General features: G+C 57.0%; 14 protein-coding genes and 1 pseudogene. 4 read left to right on the forward strand and 11 right to left on the reverse strand.

Annotated elements, in window-relative coordinates; translation table 11 throughout:
* Positions 1 to 92: 92 nt before the first annotated feature.
* Positions 93 to 989, reverse strand: coding sequence for a sugar ABC transporter substrate-binding protein (locus tag FNA46_RS08795; protein WP_246102965.1), 897 nt, complete (start codon positions 987 to 989; stop codon positions 93 to 95).
* 181 nt (positions 990 to 1,170) lie between these two features.
* Here FNA46_RS08795 and FNA46_RS08800 point away from each other — a divergent pair, with 181 nt between their 5' ends.
* Entirely contained in the window at positions 1,171 to 2,145 is a 975-nt protein-coding gene (locus FNA46_RS08800) for a sugar-binding transcriptional regulator (RefSeq protein ID WP_143124821.1), read from the forward strand.
* Positions 2,146 to 2,395: 250 nt separating this feature from the next.
* Here the strand turns inward: FNA46_RS08800 and FNA46_RS08805 are convergent, their stop codons facing one another.
* The 9 genes and pseudogenes from FNA46_RS08805 to FNA46_RS08845 form a co-directional block, all read right to left on the reverse strand.
* Positions 2,396 to 3,619, reverse strand: a complete 1,224-nt coding sequence (locus FNA46_RS08805) for a metal-dependent hydrolase family protein (protein WP_143124822.1) — start codon at positions 3,617 to 3,619, stop codon at positions 2,396 to 2,398.
* A gap of 22 nt (positions 3,620 to 3,641) precedes the next feature.
* The gene (locus FNA46_RS08810; protein WP_143124823.1) at positions 3,642 to 4,106 is read right to left on the reverse strand and encodes a GAF domain-containing protein; all 465 of its coding nucleotides are present in this window, start codon (positions 4,104 to 4,106) and stop codon (positions 3,642 to 3,644) included.
* Positions 4,103 to 5,014 (reverse strand): branched-chain amino acid ABC transporter permease, encoded by a 912-nt coding sequence (locus FNA46_RS08815; RefSeq protein ID WP_143124824.1) that lies wholly within the window; start codon positions 5,012 to 5,014, stop codon positions 4,103 to 4,105. The genes FNA46_RS08810 and FNA46_RS08815 overlap by 4 nt, the downstream gene beginning before the upstream one ends.
* Entirely contained in the window at positions 5,014 to 5,877 is an 864-nt protein-coding gene (locus FNA46_RS08820) for a branched-chain amino acid ABC transporter permease (RefSeq protein WP_143124825.1), read from the reverse strand. Before FNA46_RS08820 ends, FNA46_RS08815 begins: the two co-directional genes overlap by 1 nt.
* Positions 5,878 to 5,884: 7 nt before the next feature.
* Positions 5,885 to 7,090, reverse strand: coding sequence for an ABC transporter substrate-binding protein (locus tag FNA46_RS08825; protein WP_143124826.1), 1,206 nt, complete (start codon positions 7,088 to 7,090; stop codon positions 5,885 to 5,887).
* Between the two features lie 40 nt (positions 7,091 to 7,130).
* Positions 7,131 to 7,832, reverse strand: coding sequence for an ABC transporter ATP-binding protein (locus FNA46_RS08830; RefSeq protein ID WP_143124827.1), 702 nt, complete (start codon positions 7,830 to 7,832; stop codon positions 7,131 to 7,133).
* A gap of 2 nt (positions 7,833 to 7,834) precedes the next feature.
* Positions 7,835 to 8,599, reverse strand: coding sequence for an ABC transporter ATP-binding protein (locus FNA46_RS08835; protein ID WP_143124828.1), 765 nt, complete (start codon positions 8,597 to 8,599; stop codon positions 7,835 to 7,837).
* On the reverse strand, positions 8,596 to 9,255 hold the full coding sequence (locus FNA46_RS08840) for a TetR/AcrR family transcriptional regulator (RefSeq protein ID WP_143124829.1): 660 nt from the start codon (positions 9,253 to 9,255) through the stop codon (positions 8,596 to 8,598). The genes FNA46_RS08835 and FNA46_RS08840 overlap by 4 nt, the downstream gene beginning before the upstream one ends.
* A 343-nt stretch (positions 9,256 to 9,598) precedes the next feature.
* Positions 9,599 to 10,252, reverse strand: a pseudogene (locus FNA46_RS08845) (IS6 family transposase); the annotation flags it as partial.
* A gap of 500 nt (positions 10,253 to 10,752) precedes the next feature.
* Between FNA46_RS08845 and FNA46_RS08850 the strand changes: the two are divergent.
* Entirely contained in the window at positions 10,753 to 11,685 is a 933-nt protein-coding gene (locus FNA46_RS08850) for a TerC family protein (protein WP_210245867.1), read from the forward strand.
* A gap of 61 nt (positions 11,686 to 11,746) precedes the next feature.
* Positions 11,747 to 12,340, forward strand: coding sequence for an exopolysaccharide biosynthesis protein (locus FNA46_RS08855; RefSeq protein WP_185969780.1), 594 nt, complete (start codon positions 11,747 to 11,749; stop codon positions 12,338 to 12,340).
* A gap of 217 nt (positions 12,341 to 12,557) precedes the next feature.
* Here FNA46_RS08855 and FNA46_RS08860 read toward each other — a convergent pair whose 3' ends face one another.
* Positions 12,558 to 14,495, reverse strand: a complete 1,938-nt coding sequence (locus FNA46_RS08860) for a methyl-accepting chemotaxis protein (RefSeq protein ID WP_143124833.1) — start codon at positions 14,493 to 14,495, stop codon at positions 12,558 to 12,560.
* A gap of 466 nt (positions 14,496 to 14,961) precedes the next feature.
* Between FNA46_RS08860 and FNA46_RS08865 the strand changes: the two genes are divergently transcribed.
* Positions 14,962 to 16,061, forward strand: a protein-coding gene (locus tag FNA46_RS08865; protein WP_143124834.1) for an IS3 family transposase whose coding sequence is annotated in 2 segments (ribosomal slippage) — positions 14,962 to 15,214 and positions 15,214 to 16,061 — 1,101 coding nt in all. Because the reading frame shifts where the segments join, the coding sequence is not laid out codon by codon here.
* The last annotated feature ends 18 nt before the right edge of the window (positions 16,062 to 16,079 follow it).

The following is a 16,079-nucleotide window of genomic DNA, read 5'->3' on the forward strand; positions in this document are numbered from 1 at the left end:
TCCGTTTCAACGGGGCCAAGCGGCATGAAGCACACGAGGCAAAAGGGGTGCGACCGGCCGGGCCAGCCGGTCGCCTGGTTACGACGTAGGTGTTACTTGGGCAGGAAGTCTTTGCAGTTCTGCTTGGTCACCAGCGGCGCATCCAGATAAACTGTCTTGGAAGGAATGACCTTGGCTGCGTCCTGCTTCTTGACGACGATATCCTCGATCCACTGCCCCGCCTGCGCGCCCATCTTTTCGAAGGGCTGGGAAACGGTCGCAATCAACATGCCATCCGGCTTGCAGACTTCGGCAATGGCCTGCGGGTGTCCGTCAATGCCGATGACCTTGACCTTGGTGAGACCAGCGGCCTTCAACGCATTGATGGAAGCCTGTGCCGGCTCATCCCACGGGGCCCAGACGGCATCGATCTTGTCGCCGAAGCGCGATGCATAGTCCTGCATGGTTGTCGTCGTATCTTCGAAGAAGGCCGTGTACTTGATGTTGTGCTCGGCCAGCACCTTCACATCGGGATATTCCTTCAGGATCGTCGCCATTACATCACCGCGCTTGCGGGTGCCATGGTGTTCGGCCATGCGCAGGAAGATGATGTTGCCCTTGCCGCCCAGCTCGTTCAGCAGATAGGGCGAAACGTCGGCAGACATGGCCCAGTTGTTGGTGGTGATATCGGCCAGAACGCCGGTCACATAGCCGCTATCGACCGTAATGATCGGGATCTTCGCCTTGACTGCTGCATCGATGGCCGCGCGCGAGGCGCGCAGATCAGCCATGGTGATGATGATGGCATCGACACCGCGCGACGCTGCATCCTGCAGGTTGGATGCCGTGCGCTCGCCAGAGCCACCGCTATCAAGAACGCTGACCTTCCAGTCCTTGGATGTGGATTTGAGCCAGGCATCAAAGCCAGCCTTTACCCGCTGTTCCGATTGGGCGGCAGCGTTGGAATGAACCCAGGCGATGTTGGTGGCCTGGGCATTTACAAAACTCAACAGAAGGCCTGCGGCGGCGGCGAATGCCGTCCTCCGGAAAAACATAGACATTGCTGATCCTCCTCGCGGGTATGAGATTGACCCGCCCAATTTTTCGCGCTCCCTACGCGAATGGCATTAGTGATATTCACATCGTTACATTTGTCAACTGCAATTACATTTGTCACAGGGAGGAAGGATTTTGAGCGAGAATGACGACGACCTGATGGTGCGCGTGGCCTGGTACTACTATGTCGGCGGCCTCAACCAGGAGATGACGGCCTCGCGGCTGGGGCTGACGCGCGCCCGTGTGAACAAGATGCTGTCCGAGGCGCGGGAGACGGGCTTGGTCAGCATCTCGATCGATCACCAGCGCGCAGGCACCATGCCGCTAGAGACAGAGCTGGAGCGACGCTTTGGCCTGGATTTCTGCATTACAACACCGGCTTTTGGTTTCACTGGATCAGACACTGGTTCCGAAGTTCGACAGCAGATCGCGTTCCGGGCCGTTGGCGTGGCTGCTGCCAATTATCTCAAGAAGCTGTTGATCGAGCAGGATCAGATAACCGTGGGAACAGGTTGGGGACGTACAATCGAACAGATGACGCTTCAACTTGGAGGTGTGAGAGCCCCGCACGCCCGTTTCATCTCCATGATGGGTTCACTGACGGCGAACAATGCCTACAACCCGTTCGAAGTGGTTCATAGCCTTGCACGGCGCACCGGCGGGGAAGGTTTTTTTCTACCCGTTCCCTTCATTGCAGACAGTATCGAGGACCGAAAGGTACTCATGTCGCAGCGCTCGGTGATGAGGGCTATGGAAATCGCTCATTCTGCTTCGGTCTGCTTCATCAGTGCTGGAGAGTTGACCGAACGGTCACTGCTGAGGCTGCAAGGCATGATCAGCAAGGCAGAGCTTGAGAGCCTGCGGGAGGCCGGAGCGATTGGAGATACCAACGGGATTTTCTTCGATGCGAATGGCCAGGAGGTCAGTCACAGTTTGAGTGAGCGAACGATTGCAGTCGGAATGGCCGAACTTAGAAAGATAAAAGTCGTGCTTCTTATAGCCGGTGAAGAAAAGGCAATCGCAGCTCGAGCCTTGTTACGCAGCGGGATAGTCAACGGCTTGATCATCGATGGAGATGCTGCGCAAGGGTTGGATACTATCGGAAAATGAATGTGTGTCCTACCGCGGCAAGTAGGTATGTGTTCAGGCACTGACAGTCTACCGTCTGTATTGCCAAGGCAGCCCTTGTGTCTGCTGTTCCACCGATCATACGCAAGAGCATTTGCTCTCGCGGGTCCACCAACCAACAGAATGGGTAGAAAGAATGGTTCTGTCGTGCTGAGGCAACACTACAGAACCCAACCTGTCACGTCCGGCAAGAGGCGGGACGCAATTCTGGACTGATGATGAAGACCGATGATCAGCGTTTGATGAAGGCACCGTCTTTCATAATCATCGGCATGTGCATGCCCTGACGTGTAAGAAGCGTCAGATCCTCTAGAGGATTGCCGTCGATCACGATCAGGTCGGCGAAAGCACCGGCGGTGATCGTGCCGATCTTGCCTTCCATCCTAAGCAGGCGCGCCGCGACGTAGGTTGCGGAAGCGATTACCTCCATGGCTGGTAGAACCCGGCCGCGGATAACGAATTCTTCCGACTGGTGCACATGCATGCCGCCCAAGAGGTCACTACCATACGCCATCTGCAGGCCGGCTTCTCGCATGATCGATAGCGATTCCATGCCCGCAAGGCGCACATCATCAACCTTGGCAACCGATGCGGCGGGTAGCCCCATGGCCTCCCCTTCGCTCGAAAGCTTGTCATAGGTGACCAGCGTTGGAACGGCGAAAGCTCCCCTCGCTGCGGCAAGCTTCGCGGTGTCGGGGCCGATCAGGTTGCAATGCTCGAGCGAATGCACACCGCATTCGACCGCGCGGCGAATGGCCTGGTCAGTGTAGAGATGCGCGGAGACATAGGTGCCGGCATTTTCCGCTTCCTCGACAACGGCCAGCAGTTCCTCTCGGGAAAAGCCGAGAAAATGGATCGGGTCGGTCGGCGAGGATACGCCGCCGTTCGCCATGATCTTGATAAAGTTGGCACCGCTTTTGATCTCCTCACGGGCGGCGCGGCGAACATCCGGAACACCATCGACGATACGGCCCAGAGCGCCGAGCGGTAAGTTGCGGAGCCGCACCGGATCGTCGTTGTAGGGACCGCGATAATCACAATGGCCGCCTGTCTGAGCCAAAGCCTTGCCGGAAATGTTGAGACGCGGCGTCGGCCAGGAGGCTTCCAGTGCAGCGGCAACCAGTCCGGAAGTTGCACCGCCGACATCGCGAACCGTGGTGAAGCCGCGATGGAGCATCTCCCCCATCAGCTTGAAGGCGCGCACCGTGACGAGCGGATCCGGAAGCTGGCCGTTGCGGCCAAGATCGGCCGTCGAGGCGACCACATGGACATGGGCGTCAATCAGGCCCGGCATCAGGATCTTGCCGGAGAGATCGATGCGCTCGGCGGAGACGCTGGAGAGCGAGGCGCCGACATCACGGATAGTGTTGCCCTCGATCAGCACGTTGACTGGATCACTCGGGCGATCGGCGGTGCCGTCAACGATACGGGCGTTCTCGAAGAGAATGTTTGTCATAAAATGTGTCCTGGGAATGTGTTCAGGCGCGGCGCGCCTCAAGATAGGCAGGGATGAGCAAAGGCGCGTAGGCAGCCGCCTTGGCAAGATGCACCTCGGTATAGGCGCCGCTTTTGTCGAGCAGGTTCATCGTGCCGATGGTCTCGCCATCATAGACGACGGGAATGTTGATGACGGCCCCGAGTCCGAGGCTGAAAATCAGCTCGTGATCGTAGAAGGCCCAGACAATGGCTGCCGGGTCCGGCCCGAGAAAGGCTTCCTGCCGGTCAATGACCCTCTCGCCCCACGGGGTCGGCCCCATTCGTTTACGGCCGAACACCGGGTAGGCGGTCTCGTTGCTGGAATAGACGCGGGCCACCTCATCCCCATCGCGATAAAGCAGGGTGAAGAGGCCAAAGCCAATGTCCTTCGACAGGGCCTGTTCGAGTGCCTTATAGAGCGTCGCGGGCTGGCCGGTCGCGCTCAGCGTCGACAGAAGTTCCTTCACACTGAGGTCTCCGGTTTCGGTGCGGGGGCGATACGTTCGGGCAGGATGCCCTGCGGGCGCAGATGCAGAACACAGAGCAGCGCGAGACCGACGAGAACTTCGCGGATTGCGGCCACCTGCCCCGGCTCGAGCACGGTGAAGAGCTCACCCAGAAAACGGGTCGCCTCCAGGAAGAACACGACGAGATAGGCACCGGCAAGTGCCCCGACGGGCCGGCCCACGCCGCCCGCGGTCACCGCGAGGAAGATATAGATGGTGATCAGCGGCTGGAAATGATCCGGCGAAATATACGTCTGGAAATGACCGTAAAGAGCGCCCGCCAGACCGGCAATCGCGGCCGACAGCGCAAAGGTCTGCATCTTGAAGCGGGTTACCGACTTGCCGGCGAAGGTGGCGAGCTCCTGGTCTTCGCGGATCGCCTTCAGCACGCGCCCGAATGGCGACAGATCGAGACGGCGCAACGTCAGGAACACGCCGAGGACTATGACGCTGACCAGCGCAAGGTAGAGCAGGTTGAAACCGTCCACGCCAAGCTCGGCACGAAAAGGCGCGGGTATCCCCGATACGCCATCCGAACCGCGGGTAAGCCATCGCTCATTGAGCGCCACCATGCGCACCACCTCGGCAAAGCCGAGGGTGACGATGGCGAGATAGTCACCGCGCAGGCGAATGGTCGCAAACGTGGCCAGGAGACCTGCAGCGGCACCGATCAGGCAGGCGAGCAGCATGGCAATCGGCAACGGAACGCCGGCCAGCGCCACCAGCGCCGAGGCATAGGCACCGACGGCAAAGAAACCGGCAAGGCCGAGATTGACCATTCCGACGCCGCCCCAGATCAGATTAAGGCTGAGCGCCAAGAGCGCGTAGATGCCCCCGAGTGTCAGGGTGAAGATAAGATAGGACAGCATCAGGTATTCCTTTCACCCAGAATGCCCGCGGGACGCAGTGACAGGATGAGGAGAATAGTGGCAAAACCAACCGCCGAGCGGTAGGTGGCCGGTAGAACCAGCACCGCCAGTTCCTCGCCGACGCCGATCATCACCGCGCCAAGCACGGCGCCGGGGATGGAACCGAGCCCACCCAGCACCGCTGCTGCAAAAATCGACAGCAACAGGCGTGAGCCGGTCATCGGGTCGATGGCGGTATCGAGTCCGAGCAGCACGCCGCCAACCCCCGCAAGACCCGCCCCGAGCACCACGGTGATCATCGCGATACGGGCCGGATCCATGCCGAAAAGCCTGCCGAGATCGGGATTGTCGGCAACGGCCCGCATGGCCTTGCCAAACCGGGTAAAGCGGAGGAACAGAAAGACCACCGCCATGATGACGATAGCAAGCGTTGCCGTCTGCAGTTGTTGCGGCCCGAACCGGAGGCCTGCAAACCGCCAGTCCCGGGCGATCGGCAAATCGAAACCCTGAAGATCATTCCCGAAGATAAACCGTATCACATTCTCGAGAATGAGATTCACGGCGATCGAGGCGATCGCGACGGCAAGCGCGCCGGATGGACGCAGACGGGCAAGCGCCGTCTGCTCCGCAATCAGCCCGACCACGCCGCCGGCAACAAACGCGACCAGCGCGGCCGGAAATACCCCAAGCCCGAACCTCGTATTGACATACCAGGCTGCGAAAGCGCCGACCGTGGCATAGGCCCCTATGGCAAAATTGACATAGCGCAGCACGGCGAAGATCGCCGTGAGGCCAAGGGCGGGAATGGCGATCAGCATTCCCGTCATGATTCCGTTCAGTATTGCCTGCGCCACGATCGTCATCAATGCCTCACGCGATCTTCAGGAGCTTGAGCTTGCCGCCGTTGACCTGTTCGTACCGGAACTGACTGTCGGAGATGTCGCCGGAGGCCGTGAAATCGCATGGACCGGACGCGCCCTGATAGTTGACCGGCTTGCCCGCGGCGATCAGCTTCAGACCCTCGACGGCATTGTCGACAACGGCACCGCCCTCGGCTTGAGAGACCGAACGGATCGCGTCGCGGATCGACTTGCCGTCGGCGGCACCGGCCTTGGCAATGGCCATGATCACAAGATTGACCTGATCGTAGACCTGTGTGGTGTAGGGGTCGGGGTTCTGGACGTCGATGAGCGAAACCAGGCGCTTGTAGGCGCTGGAGGATTCGGCGGGCGACGGCGCAATCGTGAAGATGCCTTCGACGATCTCCGCGGGAACGCTGTCGATGAGCTTCTGATTGACGGAATAGGCAAAGGCGATCTTTTTGCCTTCGTATCCTGAACGGAAGATATCCTTGAGCAGGACCGCGGTATCCGTCGCATAGCCGCCCAGCACGATGACATCCGGACCATAGGCGAGCATCTCATCGACTTCGCTGCGATAGGACGGCTTTTTGTCGTCGTAAATCAGCGATTTCGTTTCGCCGCCGGCAGCCTTCACCGCCTTCGTGATATTGGAGAACTGGCTTTCTGCAAACGGAGTCTGCGGCGAGAAGAAAAACAGCTTCTTGACGCCCTGCTCGACCGCGAATTCGCCGAACTTGCGGCCCTGAAGGATGGTCGTCGGCTGGGTCCGGATGATGTAGCCCTGATGCGGCAGCGCCGTGATGGCATCGGCACCGGAAACGGTGGCCAGCAGTGTCCCGGATTCCCAGCAGATCGGTGCGACCGCAGTCGTGACAGACGAGGCCCAGGTGCCGAGAATGGCGGATACGCGGTCGACATCAACCAGCTTGCGAGCGGCGCGGACGCCGGCTTCCGGGTTCGTCTGGTCGTCTTCAGAGATGATCTCGATCTGGCGTCCCAGAACACCGCCGGCCTTGTTGACCTCGCCGGCAACCGCTTTGATGGCCTTGACCATCACGGGCCCATAGGGGCCGCCAGAACCGGTCAGCGGCGTCAAGGCGCCGATCTTTATGGGGCTGTCCTGCGCCATGACGGTGTGCGGAACCAGACCAGTTGCGGCGAGGCCGGCCACGCCGCCCATGAAACCGCGGCGACTGAATGTGAAGCTGCTCATGCGTTGTTCCCTCTTCTTTGATTGATTGCTGACCTTATTCTCAACCACCCAGAAACAGGCGGCGAACCTCAGGGTCGGCGGCCAGTTCCTTGCCGCCGCCGGTGGCCGCGTTGCGACCGGTGACGATGACGTAGCCGCGGGTGGAAATTTCCAGCGCCTCGAGCGCGTGCTGTTCGACCATGAGGACAGGCAGACCCGACTGATTGAGTTCTATGATCGCCATGAAAAGCTCCTCGGCCGCCTTCGGCGACAGACCCGCCGTCGGCTCATCGAGCAGCAACAGCTTCGGTTCCGTCATCAGGCCCATCCCCATGGCGAGAAGTTGTCGCTGGCCGCCGGAGAGCGTGCGCGCCATCGCCTTGCGTTTCTCGGCCAGAACGGGGTAGCGGGCATAGATCGCCTCACGCCGGGCCGCCATGCCCGAAGAATTTCCGAAGCTGGCGATGTCGAGGTTTTCGGCCACCGACATCGTGCCGAACACGTTCTTTTCCTGCATGACGAAAGCCAGACCGGCCTTGGAACGGCCCAGCGCATCCTGGCGGGTTACATCGGCGCCATTCATTTTGACCGTTCCGCCCTTCAGCGGCACCAGACCGGCAATCGCCTTGAGGAGGGTCGATTTGCCTGCACCATTCGGGCCGATGATCGTGACGATCTCACCGGCTTCCACGTCGATCCAAGCGCCTTTCAGGATTTCCTCGGCGGCGCCATAACCGGCCACAAGACCTTCAGCCTTCAACATGATCAGTGCCTTCCTCCGAGATAGGCTTCCTGCACCCGTCCGTCGGCGACGACCTCGGCGAAGCTGCCTTGGGTGAGCTTGCGGCCCTCGGCCATGACGATGACCGGATCGCAGAGGCTGCCGATCAGTTTCATGTCGTGCTCGATCAGGCAGATCGTCACACCGTCTGCGTTGAGCGATTTCAGATGCTCGGCGATTTCCGCGGTCAGGGTCGGGTTGACACCGGCCATGGGTTCGTCGAGCAGGATCAGCCGCGGCTTGGCCATCAACGCACGGCCGATCTCGACAAGTTTCTTCTGGCCACCAGACAATGCGGTCACCGGATTGTCGATCACATGGGTGAGCCGCAACCGCCGAGCGATCGCCAGGGCCTCCTCTGCCAGCTGTTCCTCGTGGCGTCGTCCGGCCTCACTGCCGGTCAGGCTGGCCAACAGGCCCTCACCCGGATGGTTTTGGCCATACAGCATGAAATGCTGGAACACGGTCAGCTTGGGGAAGCCGCGCGCGAGCTGGAACGTCCGGACAAGACCGGCCGCGACGCGATCCTGCGTTCTGGCGCGGGTGACGTCGGCACCATCAAACATCACCGAACCGCTATCCGGCATGTAGAGCCCGGAAATGCAGTTGAACAAGGTCGACTTGCCGGCCCCGTTCGGACCGATAAGTCCCGTGATGGTACCGTCGACGACATCGAGGTCGACGCCGGTTAGAACCTTTACGCCGTAGAAGCTGCGCCGCAGGTCCCTTACCTGAAGGAGTGGCTTCATGACTGCGGCTCCGAATTCCTGGAAATTGTCGCGAAATAGGCCCTGACCTGCTGTTTCCAGAATGTCAGCAACGTTTCGTAGTAGGTCGAATCCGCCGGTCGCAGCACGGTCTGGGCAATCATTCCGCGGATCAGGCACATGGTCGCGTTCATCACGATACGCACGCTGACGGGATCGGCCTGCCGATGGTCGGCAAGCGCCGTCCAGATCGCATCGAGACGATCATGAAATTCGTGAACGACCGGGATCAATCCGTCACGGAAGCCCTTGTTGTGGCGCGCCTCGGGCAGGTATTCGAGGGTGACGTAGAACAGCCGGTCGAACATGATCTGCCAGAGATAGTCGACGATCTCGTCGGTCGAGCCACCCCGGCGACCGTAGGTATCGGCAAAGGCTGCAAGCTTGGTGTTGACCTGTGTCAGATGATCGGCAACGGCGCTGATCACCAGATCTTCCTTGGCGGCAAAGTGATGGGTCAGCGCGCCCCGGGAGACCCGGGCCTTGCGTGCAATTTCCGGCGTGGACGTCTTGTTGAAACCCTGCTCGTACAGGAGATTGATGGTCGCATCGAACAATGCCTGACGCGTTTCGCCTGAACGTTCACTTTGCGTGCGCTTGCGTTGCGTCCCGACGGGTCGCTTCTTGTCTGAATTCACGATATCCCCTCGGCTTTTGATGCCATTTTTTTAGTCAGCACCCCCCGATGCCGCTTTGATTGCCACAATGGTTTGCATGCAAAAAACAAACAGTCAAGTTTGTTTTTATAAATTGCTATCGCGTAAAACTGCGCTTCTGGTAACGCAGATCCGATGGTGGTGGGTCTTTGGCCGGAGGAGACGGGATCTCCCGCTCTCAAGAGCGATTTAGGATTCCGTTTACAGTTAATATAAACTGCCTATGTGAGGTGCGTCATCTGATATAGCGGTAGCGTTTGAACGGGCTTGATGCCGGCCTCTTGTAAGGCTGAGACTACCCAGCACACGGTTGCATTGTCACGCTCTTCCGCAGCCACGGCATTGCTTCTAACCGGGCGATTGTTGGACGCGCGGCTTTGAAGGATTGGAATGCGCCTATTTTCGACAAATTCTTCTTGACTTGGAAATGGTCGCTCTCGATCCGTTGCTTCAGATGCTTGTTAACATAGTGAACCGGCTCCGGATGCAATTGCCCATCATCGACTGACATCATGACTACCGACGGAAAGGTGTTGGCGCCGTCTGTGGCGATCTTTACTGGTGCCAACAGGGGCTCGTCCTCGAGGATCTTTCGGAGAGAACGCTCTAAAGTATCGAGATCGCACTTTGCGATGAGCAGGAAGTAAATGGGGTTTCCGTGCTTACCCATGGCGCGGTACAGATATCGCCACTTGTCGCAAATTTTGACGTTGATCTCGTCAACCCTGGCTGAGCCACGACGGGTCTGCGAAACTGGCGCAACCTTTTCGCGATGACAGGCGCATGAGACAAGAAATCGGCTAAGCGTACTGTGGTCCACCTAGAGGCAAGGCTCGCCGAAAATTTCCTCAAGGTCGCGACAGCTCAGTGGATAGCGCAGGTGCCAGGTCACCGCCTGTAGGATCAGTCATGGCTCGAGATGTCGCGCTTTGGAATCATCTTTCGGCTGGCGCTTCAGCTTTTCGGCACTTGTGATCAAAAACTTAGCTATCCTCAACTACGTCGGAAGCGGTATTCCCGAAGCCTTGTGAATATCCCGTTAAACCCAAAAAATTGCGACAGCCCCCCTTTTAACCGTTCCGACGAACCGAGCCAGCCCTGATCGATAAAAGGTAGCCATTGCAGGCGTCCGTGCCTTACGAACGTAAAACCGCATTTAAGTAGATTCTTTCCAAATCCGCTGGGAGTGAGAAATCATTCAATCGAATCAGGTCTTTGGCTGAATTTTCGAACCTGCGAATGCCAATCCCAAAGTCAGACCCTTGTATCAATACATATAATAGGCAATATATCCGATTGGTTTGGATTGGTAATTATAAATGCCTGCCTTGGCAGTAAAACAAGCTGAATTCACAAATGTATCTATTCGAAGCTCTATTCATGAATGCAACTTCGAATAGTTCCTCGTAAGCAGTAGATATAACTGGAGTCGCGTAATTGGAAATTCTATCTTTCCTCTTCCTTGAGAAGCCGCTCTGGATGTGGCTCGTCTTCATGGGCCTGGTTGTGACTCTCCTCGCATTTGATCTCGGTGTTCTGCATAAGGATGACCACGAGATCGGTGTTGCCGAGAGCCTGAAGCTTTCAGTCATGTACCTGTCTCTCGGTTTTTTGTTTGCCGGCTTCATCTACTGGCAGATGGATTCTGAAGCGACTGCTCAGTACCTGACCGCCTTCGTGGTGGAAAAGACGTTGGCGATGGATAACATCTTCCTCATCGCCATGATTTTCGCGTTCTTTTCCATTCCGCGCGAGTATCAGCACCGCGTCCTGTTCTGGGGCATCCTTGGCGTCATCATTCTTCGCGGCATCATGATCGGCCTAGGTGCAACGATCGTGGAGCAGTACAATTGGGTGCTCTACATCTTTGCAGTATTCCTGATCCTGACCGGCATCAAAATGTTGTTCATGGCCGACAAGGAACAAAAAATCGAAGAGAACGGTCTAATCCGTTTTCTGAAGCGCCACTTGAACGTCACGAATGAGCTTCACGGCAACCGGTTCGTGATCAGGAAACAGGATCCCTCAACCGGGAAATTGAGGCGCTACGCCACTCCGCTTCTGCTTGCATTGATCATGATCGAGATTGCTGATCTGGTCTTCGCTGTCGATTCGGTACCGGCGGTCTTCACCATCACGACCGACCCGTATATCGTCTATACCTCGAACATATTTGCCATTCTCGGCCTGCGAGCACTTTACTTTGCACTCGACGCAATTCTGCATCGTTTCGCCTATTTGAAATATGCTTTGTCCGTTCTTCTGGTGTTCATTGGCTCGAAGATTTTCATCGCCTGGGCCATGGGCTGGGAAAAGTTTCCGCCAGAGTGGTCGCTGAGTATTACCTTCGTCATTCTGGGAGCGGGCGTTGTCTATTCGCTCTGGAGAACTGGTTCGAAACAGCAGACCTGACCCCCGGTCGGCCTGTGTGTTTTCGTTTTGAGGAACGTCGATGACTGATGGGAGTATAGCAATGAAGGGATCGGACTATCTCCTGGAATTGCTTGAGACCGCAAAGCGCAACGACGGTCTGCATATAAGAACGATCTTGTTGCGGGAGGGACGTCTTGGCGTGGCGATTGCCTTGCTGATGCTTGCAATTCCCGCTGTTGTACCGATACCCAACCCATTAGGGCCGGTTTTTGGCACCTGTCTGGCTTTCGTCGCAGTGCAAATGCTGTTCGGACGTCAGAACCTCTGGCTTCCCGAATTCGTCGGACGACGAATGTTGCCGATAAAGGTGGTCGCGGCGGCGGTCAACGGTACGAGACCGACGATCCTCAGAATCGAAGCCATGCTTCAGCCAGGAAGGCTCGCACGCTTGACGGGGCGAGGCGCGCGGGTTCTTCTGGCGATCCCCGTCCTGCTTCTCGCCTTGCTGATCGCACTGCCGATACCGTTTGGGAACACCCTCCCCGCAATCTCGATTGTCCTCATCGCCATTTCGCTGGCTGAACAGGACGGACTTATGATCCTGCTGGCGATGGTGGTCCTGGTGGCTGCCTGTTTTGCCTGCTACTATCTGGCAATCACGGCCGGATCACTCGTGTTTACGGCTCTTTTTTAGTCTAAGCATTGAAAGGCTGTAACGTCATTTAATTGAAGAGGCGCTGACCAAGTCCGGAGACCCTCAAATGGTTTCCTAAGGGTCTTGGGTCTTCTGAGCTGAGGATTAATTTCATCAGGCGGTATCAGAGAGCCGGCGGTCCCAAACTACATTAGATATTTTAGAAAATTGGCCCGAGTCATGTCGGGCCATTTCAATCAGCTCCTAGGCTTAATCCTCAGAACTCCTGCCAGTCATCGGCCTTATGTGCCAGATTGCCTTGCGTTTGAGGGAGTGCGCGGGCGACGCGCGGCCGTGCTGGGGCGGACGCCGGCGCAGGCTGGGCCATTGTCTGTGCGACCTGTCGCAAGGCAGAGGAATGCGAAACCGCAGAGGCCTCCAGTTGGAACATGGAAACCAGTTCCCGCAGTTTGCCTGCTTCCTGCGAAAGTGAAGCGGCTGCAGCTGTTGATTGCTCGACCATTGCTGCGTTCTGCTGCGTCGTTTGATCCATCTGGTTGACCGCAACATTGACCTCGGTCAGTCCTGTGGACTGTTCACGCGACGAGGTCGCAATCGACTCCATAAAGCTGTTGATCCGAGTGATGTGATCACCGATCGTCTTGAGCGCTTCGCCAGTCTGGCGGACAAGCTTTACGCCGCCTTCAACTTCGCCGGTCGAATTCTGGATGAGGCCCTTGATCTCCTTGGCGGCCTGAGCTGAGCGTTGGGCAAGTTCACGAACTTCCTGCGCGACAACCGCGAAACCCTTTCCGGCCTCCCCGGCACGTGCCGCCTCGACACCTGCGTTGAGTGCCAGCAGGTTCGTCTGGAATGCAATCTCGTCAATGACCCCGATGATGTTGGAGATCTGCTGTGAGCTGCTTTCGATACGCTGCATTGCTTCTTCGGCATGAGCCACGACATTTGCTGACTGCGTGGCACTGTGCGTTGCAGCCTGGGCCACCGATCTTGCTTCCTCAGTCATTTTGGAGGAGCTGGAAACGTTTGCCGTGATCTGATCGAGCGCCGCGGCTGTTTCCTCAAGGGCTGCTGCCTGCTGCTCAGTGCGTTTGGACAGATCATTCGCACCGGAGGCTATTTCGCGTGTTCCGGAATCCATGTTGCCAACCGCAGTGATAACCGCGCTGACCGTCTGGCTGAGTTGTTCGACAGTCGCGTTGAAATCCTGGCGCAGAGGCTCGTATTCCGGCGCAAACTGCGTCTGGATGCGACAGGCAAGGTCGCCACCGGCAAGCCGTTTCAGACCCGCGCCGAGGGCGGAGCTTGCGATACGAAGCTGTTCAGCCTCACGGGCAGTGCGCTGTTGTTCCGCCTCACGCTGCTTTTCGGCCTCCGAGCGATTGGCCAACGCTTCCTGTTCGAGCCGCTTGTTGGACAGCGAATTCTGCCGGAAGACTTCAACAGCAGAAGCCATGGCTCCGACCTCGTCCGAGCGGCCCTCGAACGGAATTCTGCTCTGGTCATCACCGCCGGCCAGACGGCGCATGGCCTCGGTTATCGCATTGATGGGCCGCGCGATGCCGACAACAGCGAAATACATGCCGGCGGAGCAGATCGTCAAAGTTGCGATCGAAAGTGAGATGACGGTCGCGAATGAATTGCCTGCAGCGCTTTCGGCATCGGTAACGACACTTTTGGAATTTGCAATGATCGCATCGACCAGTTCGTTGATCTTTGCGTTTACCGCGTCGGCGCGTGGCTTCATTTCGACCTTGAAATACTCGATCGCTTTCGGAATATTTCCTGCCGCGACTTGATCGACATACCACTTTGCTGCGTTATCGTATCCCGCAACAAGTGGCTTGAGATCATTGATAAGCTTGCGACCCGTTTCTGTCCGGACCTTCGCCTCATAGCGTGCCATTGCATCACGGAGTGCTGCCTCAAAGCCTCTCAAAGTTTGCTGCTCTGCATCTAGCCCGGCCTTGTCAGTCACCATGGCGTGTCGAGCCAGAGCGAGCCGGATATTCGCAAACTCACCCTTGATGTCGCGAGCGGTGAGCAAACGCTCCATCCAGTAATCGCCAATATCAGCGGTTTCAGACCGCATGGAAGAGATGCTTGAAACACTCGTAATAGAAAGAGCTGCGACAGCCAGGGCGATAAAGCCAAGCATTCCGATCAGAGCCATGCGAAGTGAAGGTCGTTTCATGCTCGGTTCCAGCGTTAGATTTCTTCAAAGCCAAATTTAGCATTAATTATTTAATTAATTATTACATCAAAGCCTATGCATTTTATAGAATGTAACTATATACAAAATGTGAGAAAAGATCATTAATTCGAATATATTTTAATCATAATCATGAAATGTAAATTACAATTCATGACACGATTTAGAATCTTTTCTTATATAAATTTTTGATCTGAATTTTAATTTTGCATAAAATCAGTACAATCGTGGCAGAACGGCCTTCAATTCTTCTCGATGTTTCATCTACACCTATTCTACCTGCTCACAGAGAAGCCCAACGAGCTTCCGCAAGGAACGACAGTAGGCCTGCAGCGCCTCATGTGCCTCTGCCGTCTCTTCGCCTGTCCTGACGTGCTCCCAATAAATTGGGCCATTTGGAACTGGAATTTTCCATTTATCATCCCTGCGGGGAGAGAGGAGAATTCCGATGAAGGCATCGAAGTTTAGCGAGGCGCAGATCGCGTTTGTTTTGAAGCAGGCGGAGGACGGCACGCCGATCGGGGAGGTCTGTCGAAAGGCTGGCATTTCCGATGCGACGTTCTACAATTGGCGCAAGAAGTATGCGGGCCTGATGCCGTCCGAGATGAAGCGGTTGCGTCAGCTTGAGGAGGAGAACGCCAAGCTGAAGCGGATCGTCGCCGACCTTTCGCTGGATAAAGCTATGCTACAGGATGTTCTGTCAAAAAAGCTCTGAAGCCTGCCCGCAAGCGTTCACTCGTCGACAAGGTCCGATCCGACTGGAAGATATCCACCCGCCGGGCCTGTGCGGTCCTCAATATCGACCGGTCACTCTATGTCTACAAGTCGAAACGCGGCGAGCAGGCTGAATTGAAGCTGAGGATCAGAGACATTTGCCAGACACGTGTCCGGTATGGATACCGGCGCGTGCATATACTGCTTAAGCGTGACGGATGGCCGGTCAATCCGAAGCGAATCTATCGTCTTTACAAGGAGATGGACCTTCAACTGCGCAACAAGGTGCCAAAGCGGCGGGTGAAGGCAAAGCTGCGGTCAGACCGGACCGCAGCGACCCGGTCCAACTATGTCTGGGCCATGGACTTTGTGCATGACCAGTTGGCTACCGGCCGCAAGATCAGGGTCCTGACGGTCGTCGATACCTTCTCCCGCTTCTCGCCGGTTGTCGATGCACGGTTCAGCTATAAGGGGGAAGATGTCGTCCAGACCCTGGAACGCACATGCCGCCAGATTGGCTATCCGGCGGTCATTCGTGTCGATAACGGCAGCGAGTTCATCTCTCGCGATCTCGATCTGTGGGCCTATCACAAAGGCGTTGTGCTCGACTTTTCCCGGCCTGGCAAGCCGACGGACAACAGCTTCATCGAAAGCTTCAACGGCAAGTTCAGGGCGGAGTGCCTGAATGCCCACTGGTTCATGAACCTTGACGACGCGCGGGTAAAAATGGAGGATTGGCGCAGAGACTATAACGAATTCCGGCCACACAGCGCCATCGGCAACAAGGTGCCGATTTCGCTAATGAAGGGCTCATCGGCACCACCGCTGACCTGAGCCATAACCCCGGAAAAT

The organism is Affinirhizobium straminoryzae (assembly GCF_007004135.1).
Lineage (GTDB): Bacteria > Pseudomonadota > Alphaproteobacteria > Rhizobiales > Rhizobiaceae > Neorhizobium > Neorhizobium straminoryzae.

What these genes read in the sequence shown, in the direction of transcription:
- FNA46_RS08850 (WP_210245867.1), top strand. Translation starts at nt 10,753, where the DNA reads ATGTGGCTCGTCTTCATGGGCCTGGTTGTGACTCTCCTCGCATTTGAT.
- FNA46_RS08815 (WP_143124824.1), bottom strand. Translation starts at nt 5,014, where the DNA reads ATGCTGTCCTATCTTATCTTCACCCTGACACTCGGGGGCATCTACGCG.
- FNA46_RS08860 (WP_143124833.1), bottom strand. Translation starts at nt 14,495, where the DNA reads ATGAAACGACCTTCACTTCGCATGGCTCTGATCGGAATGCTTGGCTTT.
- FNA46_RS08855 (WP_185969780.1), top strand. Translation starts at nt 11,747, where the DNA reads ATGAAGGGATCGGACTATCTCCTGGAATTGCTTGAGACCGCAAAGCGC.
- FNA46_RS08835 (WP_143124828.1), bottom strand. Translation starts at nt 8,599, where the DNA reads ATGAAGCCACTCCTTCAGGTAAGGGACCTGCGGCGCAGCTTCTACGGC.
- FNA46_RS08825 (WP_143124826.1), bottom strand. Translation starts at nt 7,090, where the DNA reads ATGAGCAGCTTCACATTCAGTCGCCGCGGTTTCATGGGCGGCGTGGCC.
- FNA46_RS08805 (WP_143124822.1), bottom strand. Translation starts at nt 3,619, where the DNA reads ATGACAAACATTCTCTTCGAGAACGCCCGTATCGTTGACGGCACCGCC.
- FNA46_RS08830 (WP_143124827.1), bottom strand. Translation starts at nt 7,832, where the DNA reads ATGTTGAAGGCTGAAGGTCTTGTGGCCGGTTATGGCGCCGCCGAGGAA.
- FNA46_RS08820 (WP_143124825.1), bottom strand. Translation starts at nt 5,877, where the DNA reads ATGACGATCGTGGCGCAGGCAATACTGAACGGAATCATGACGGGAATG.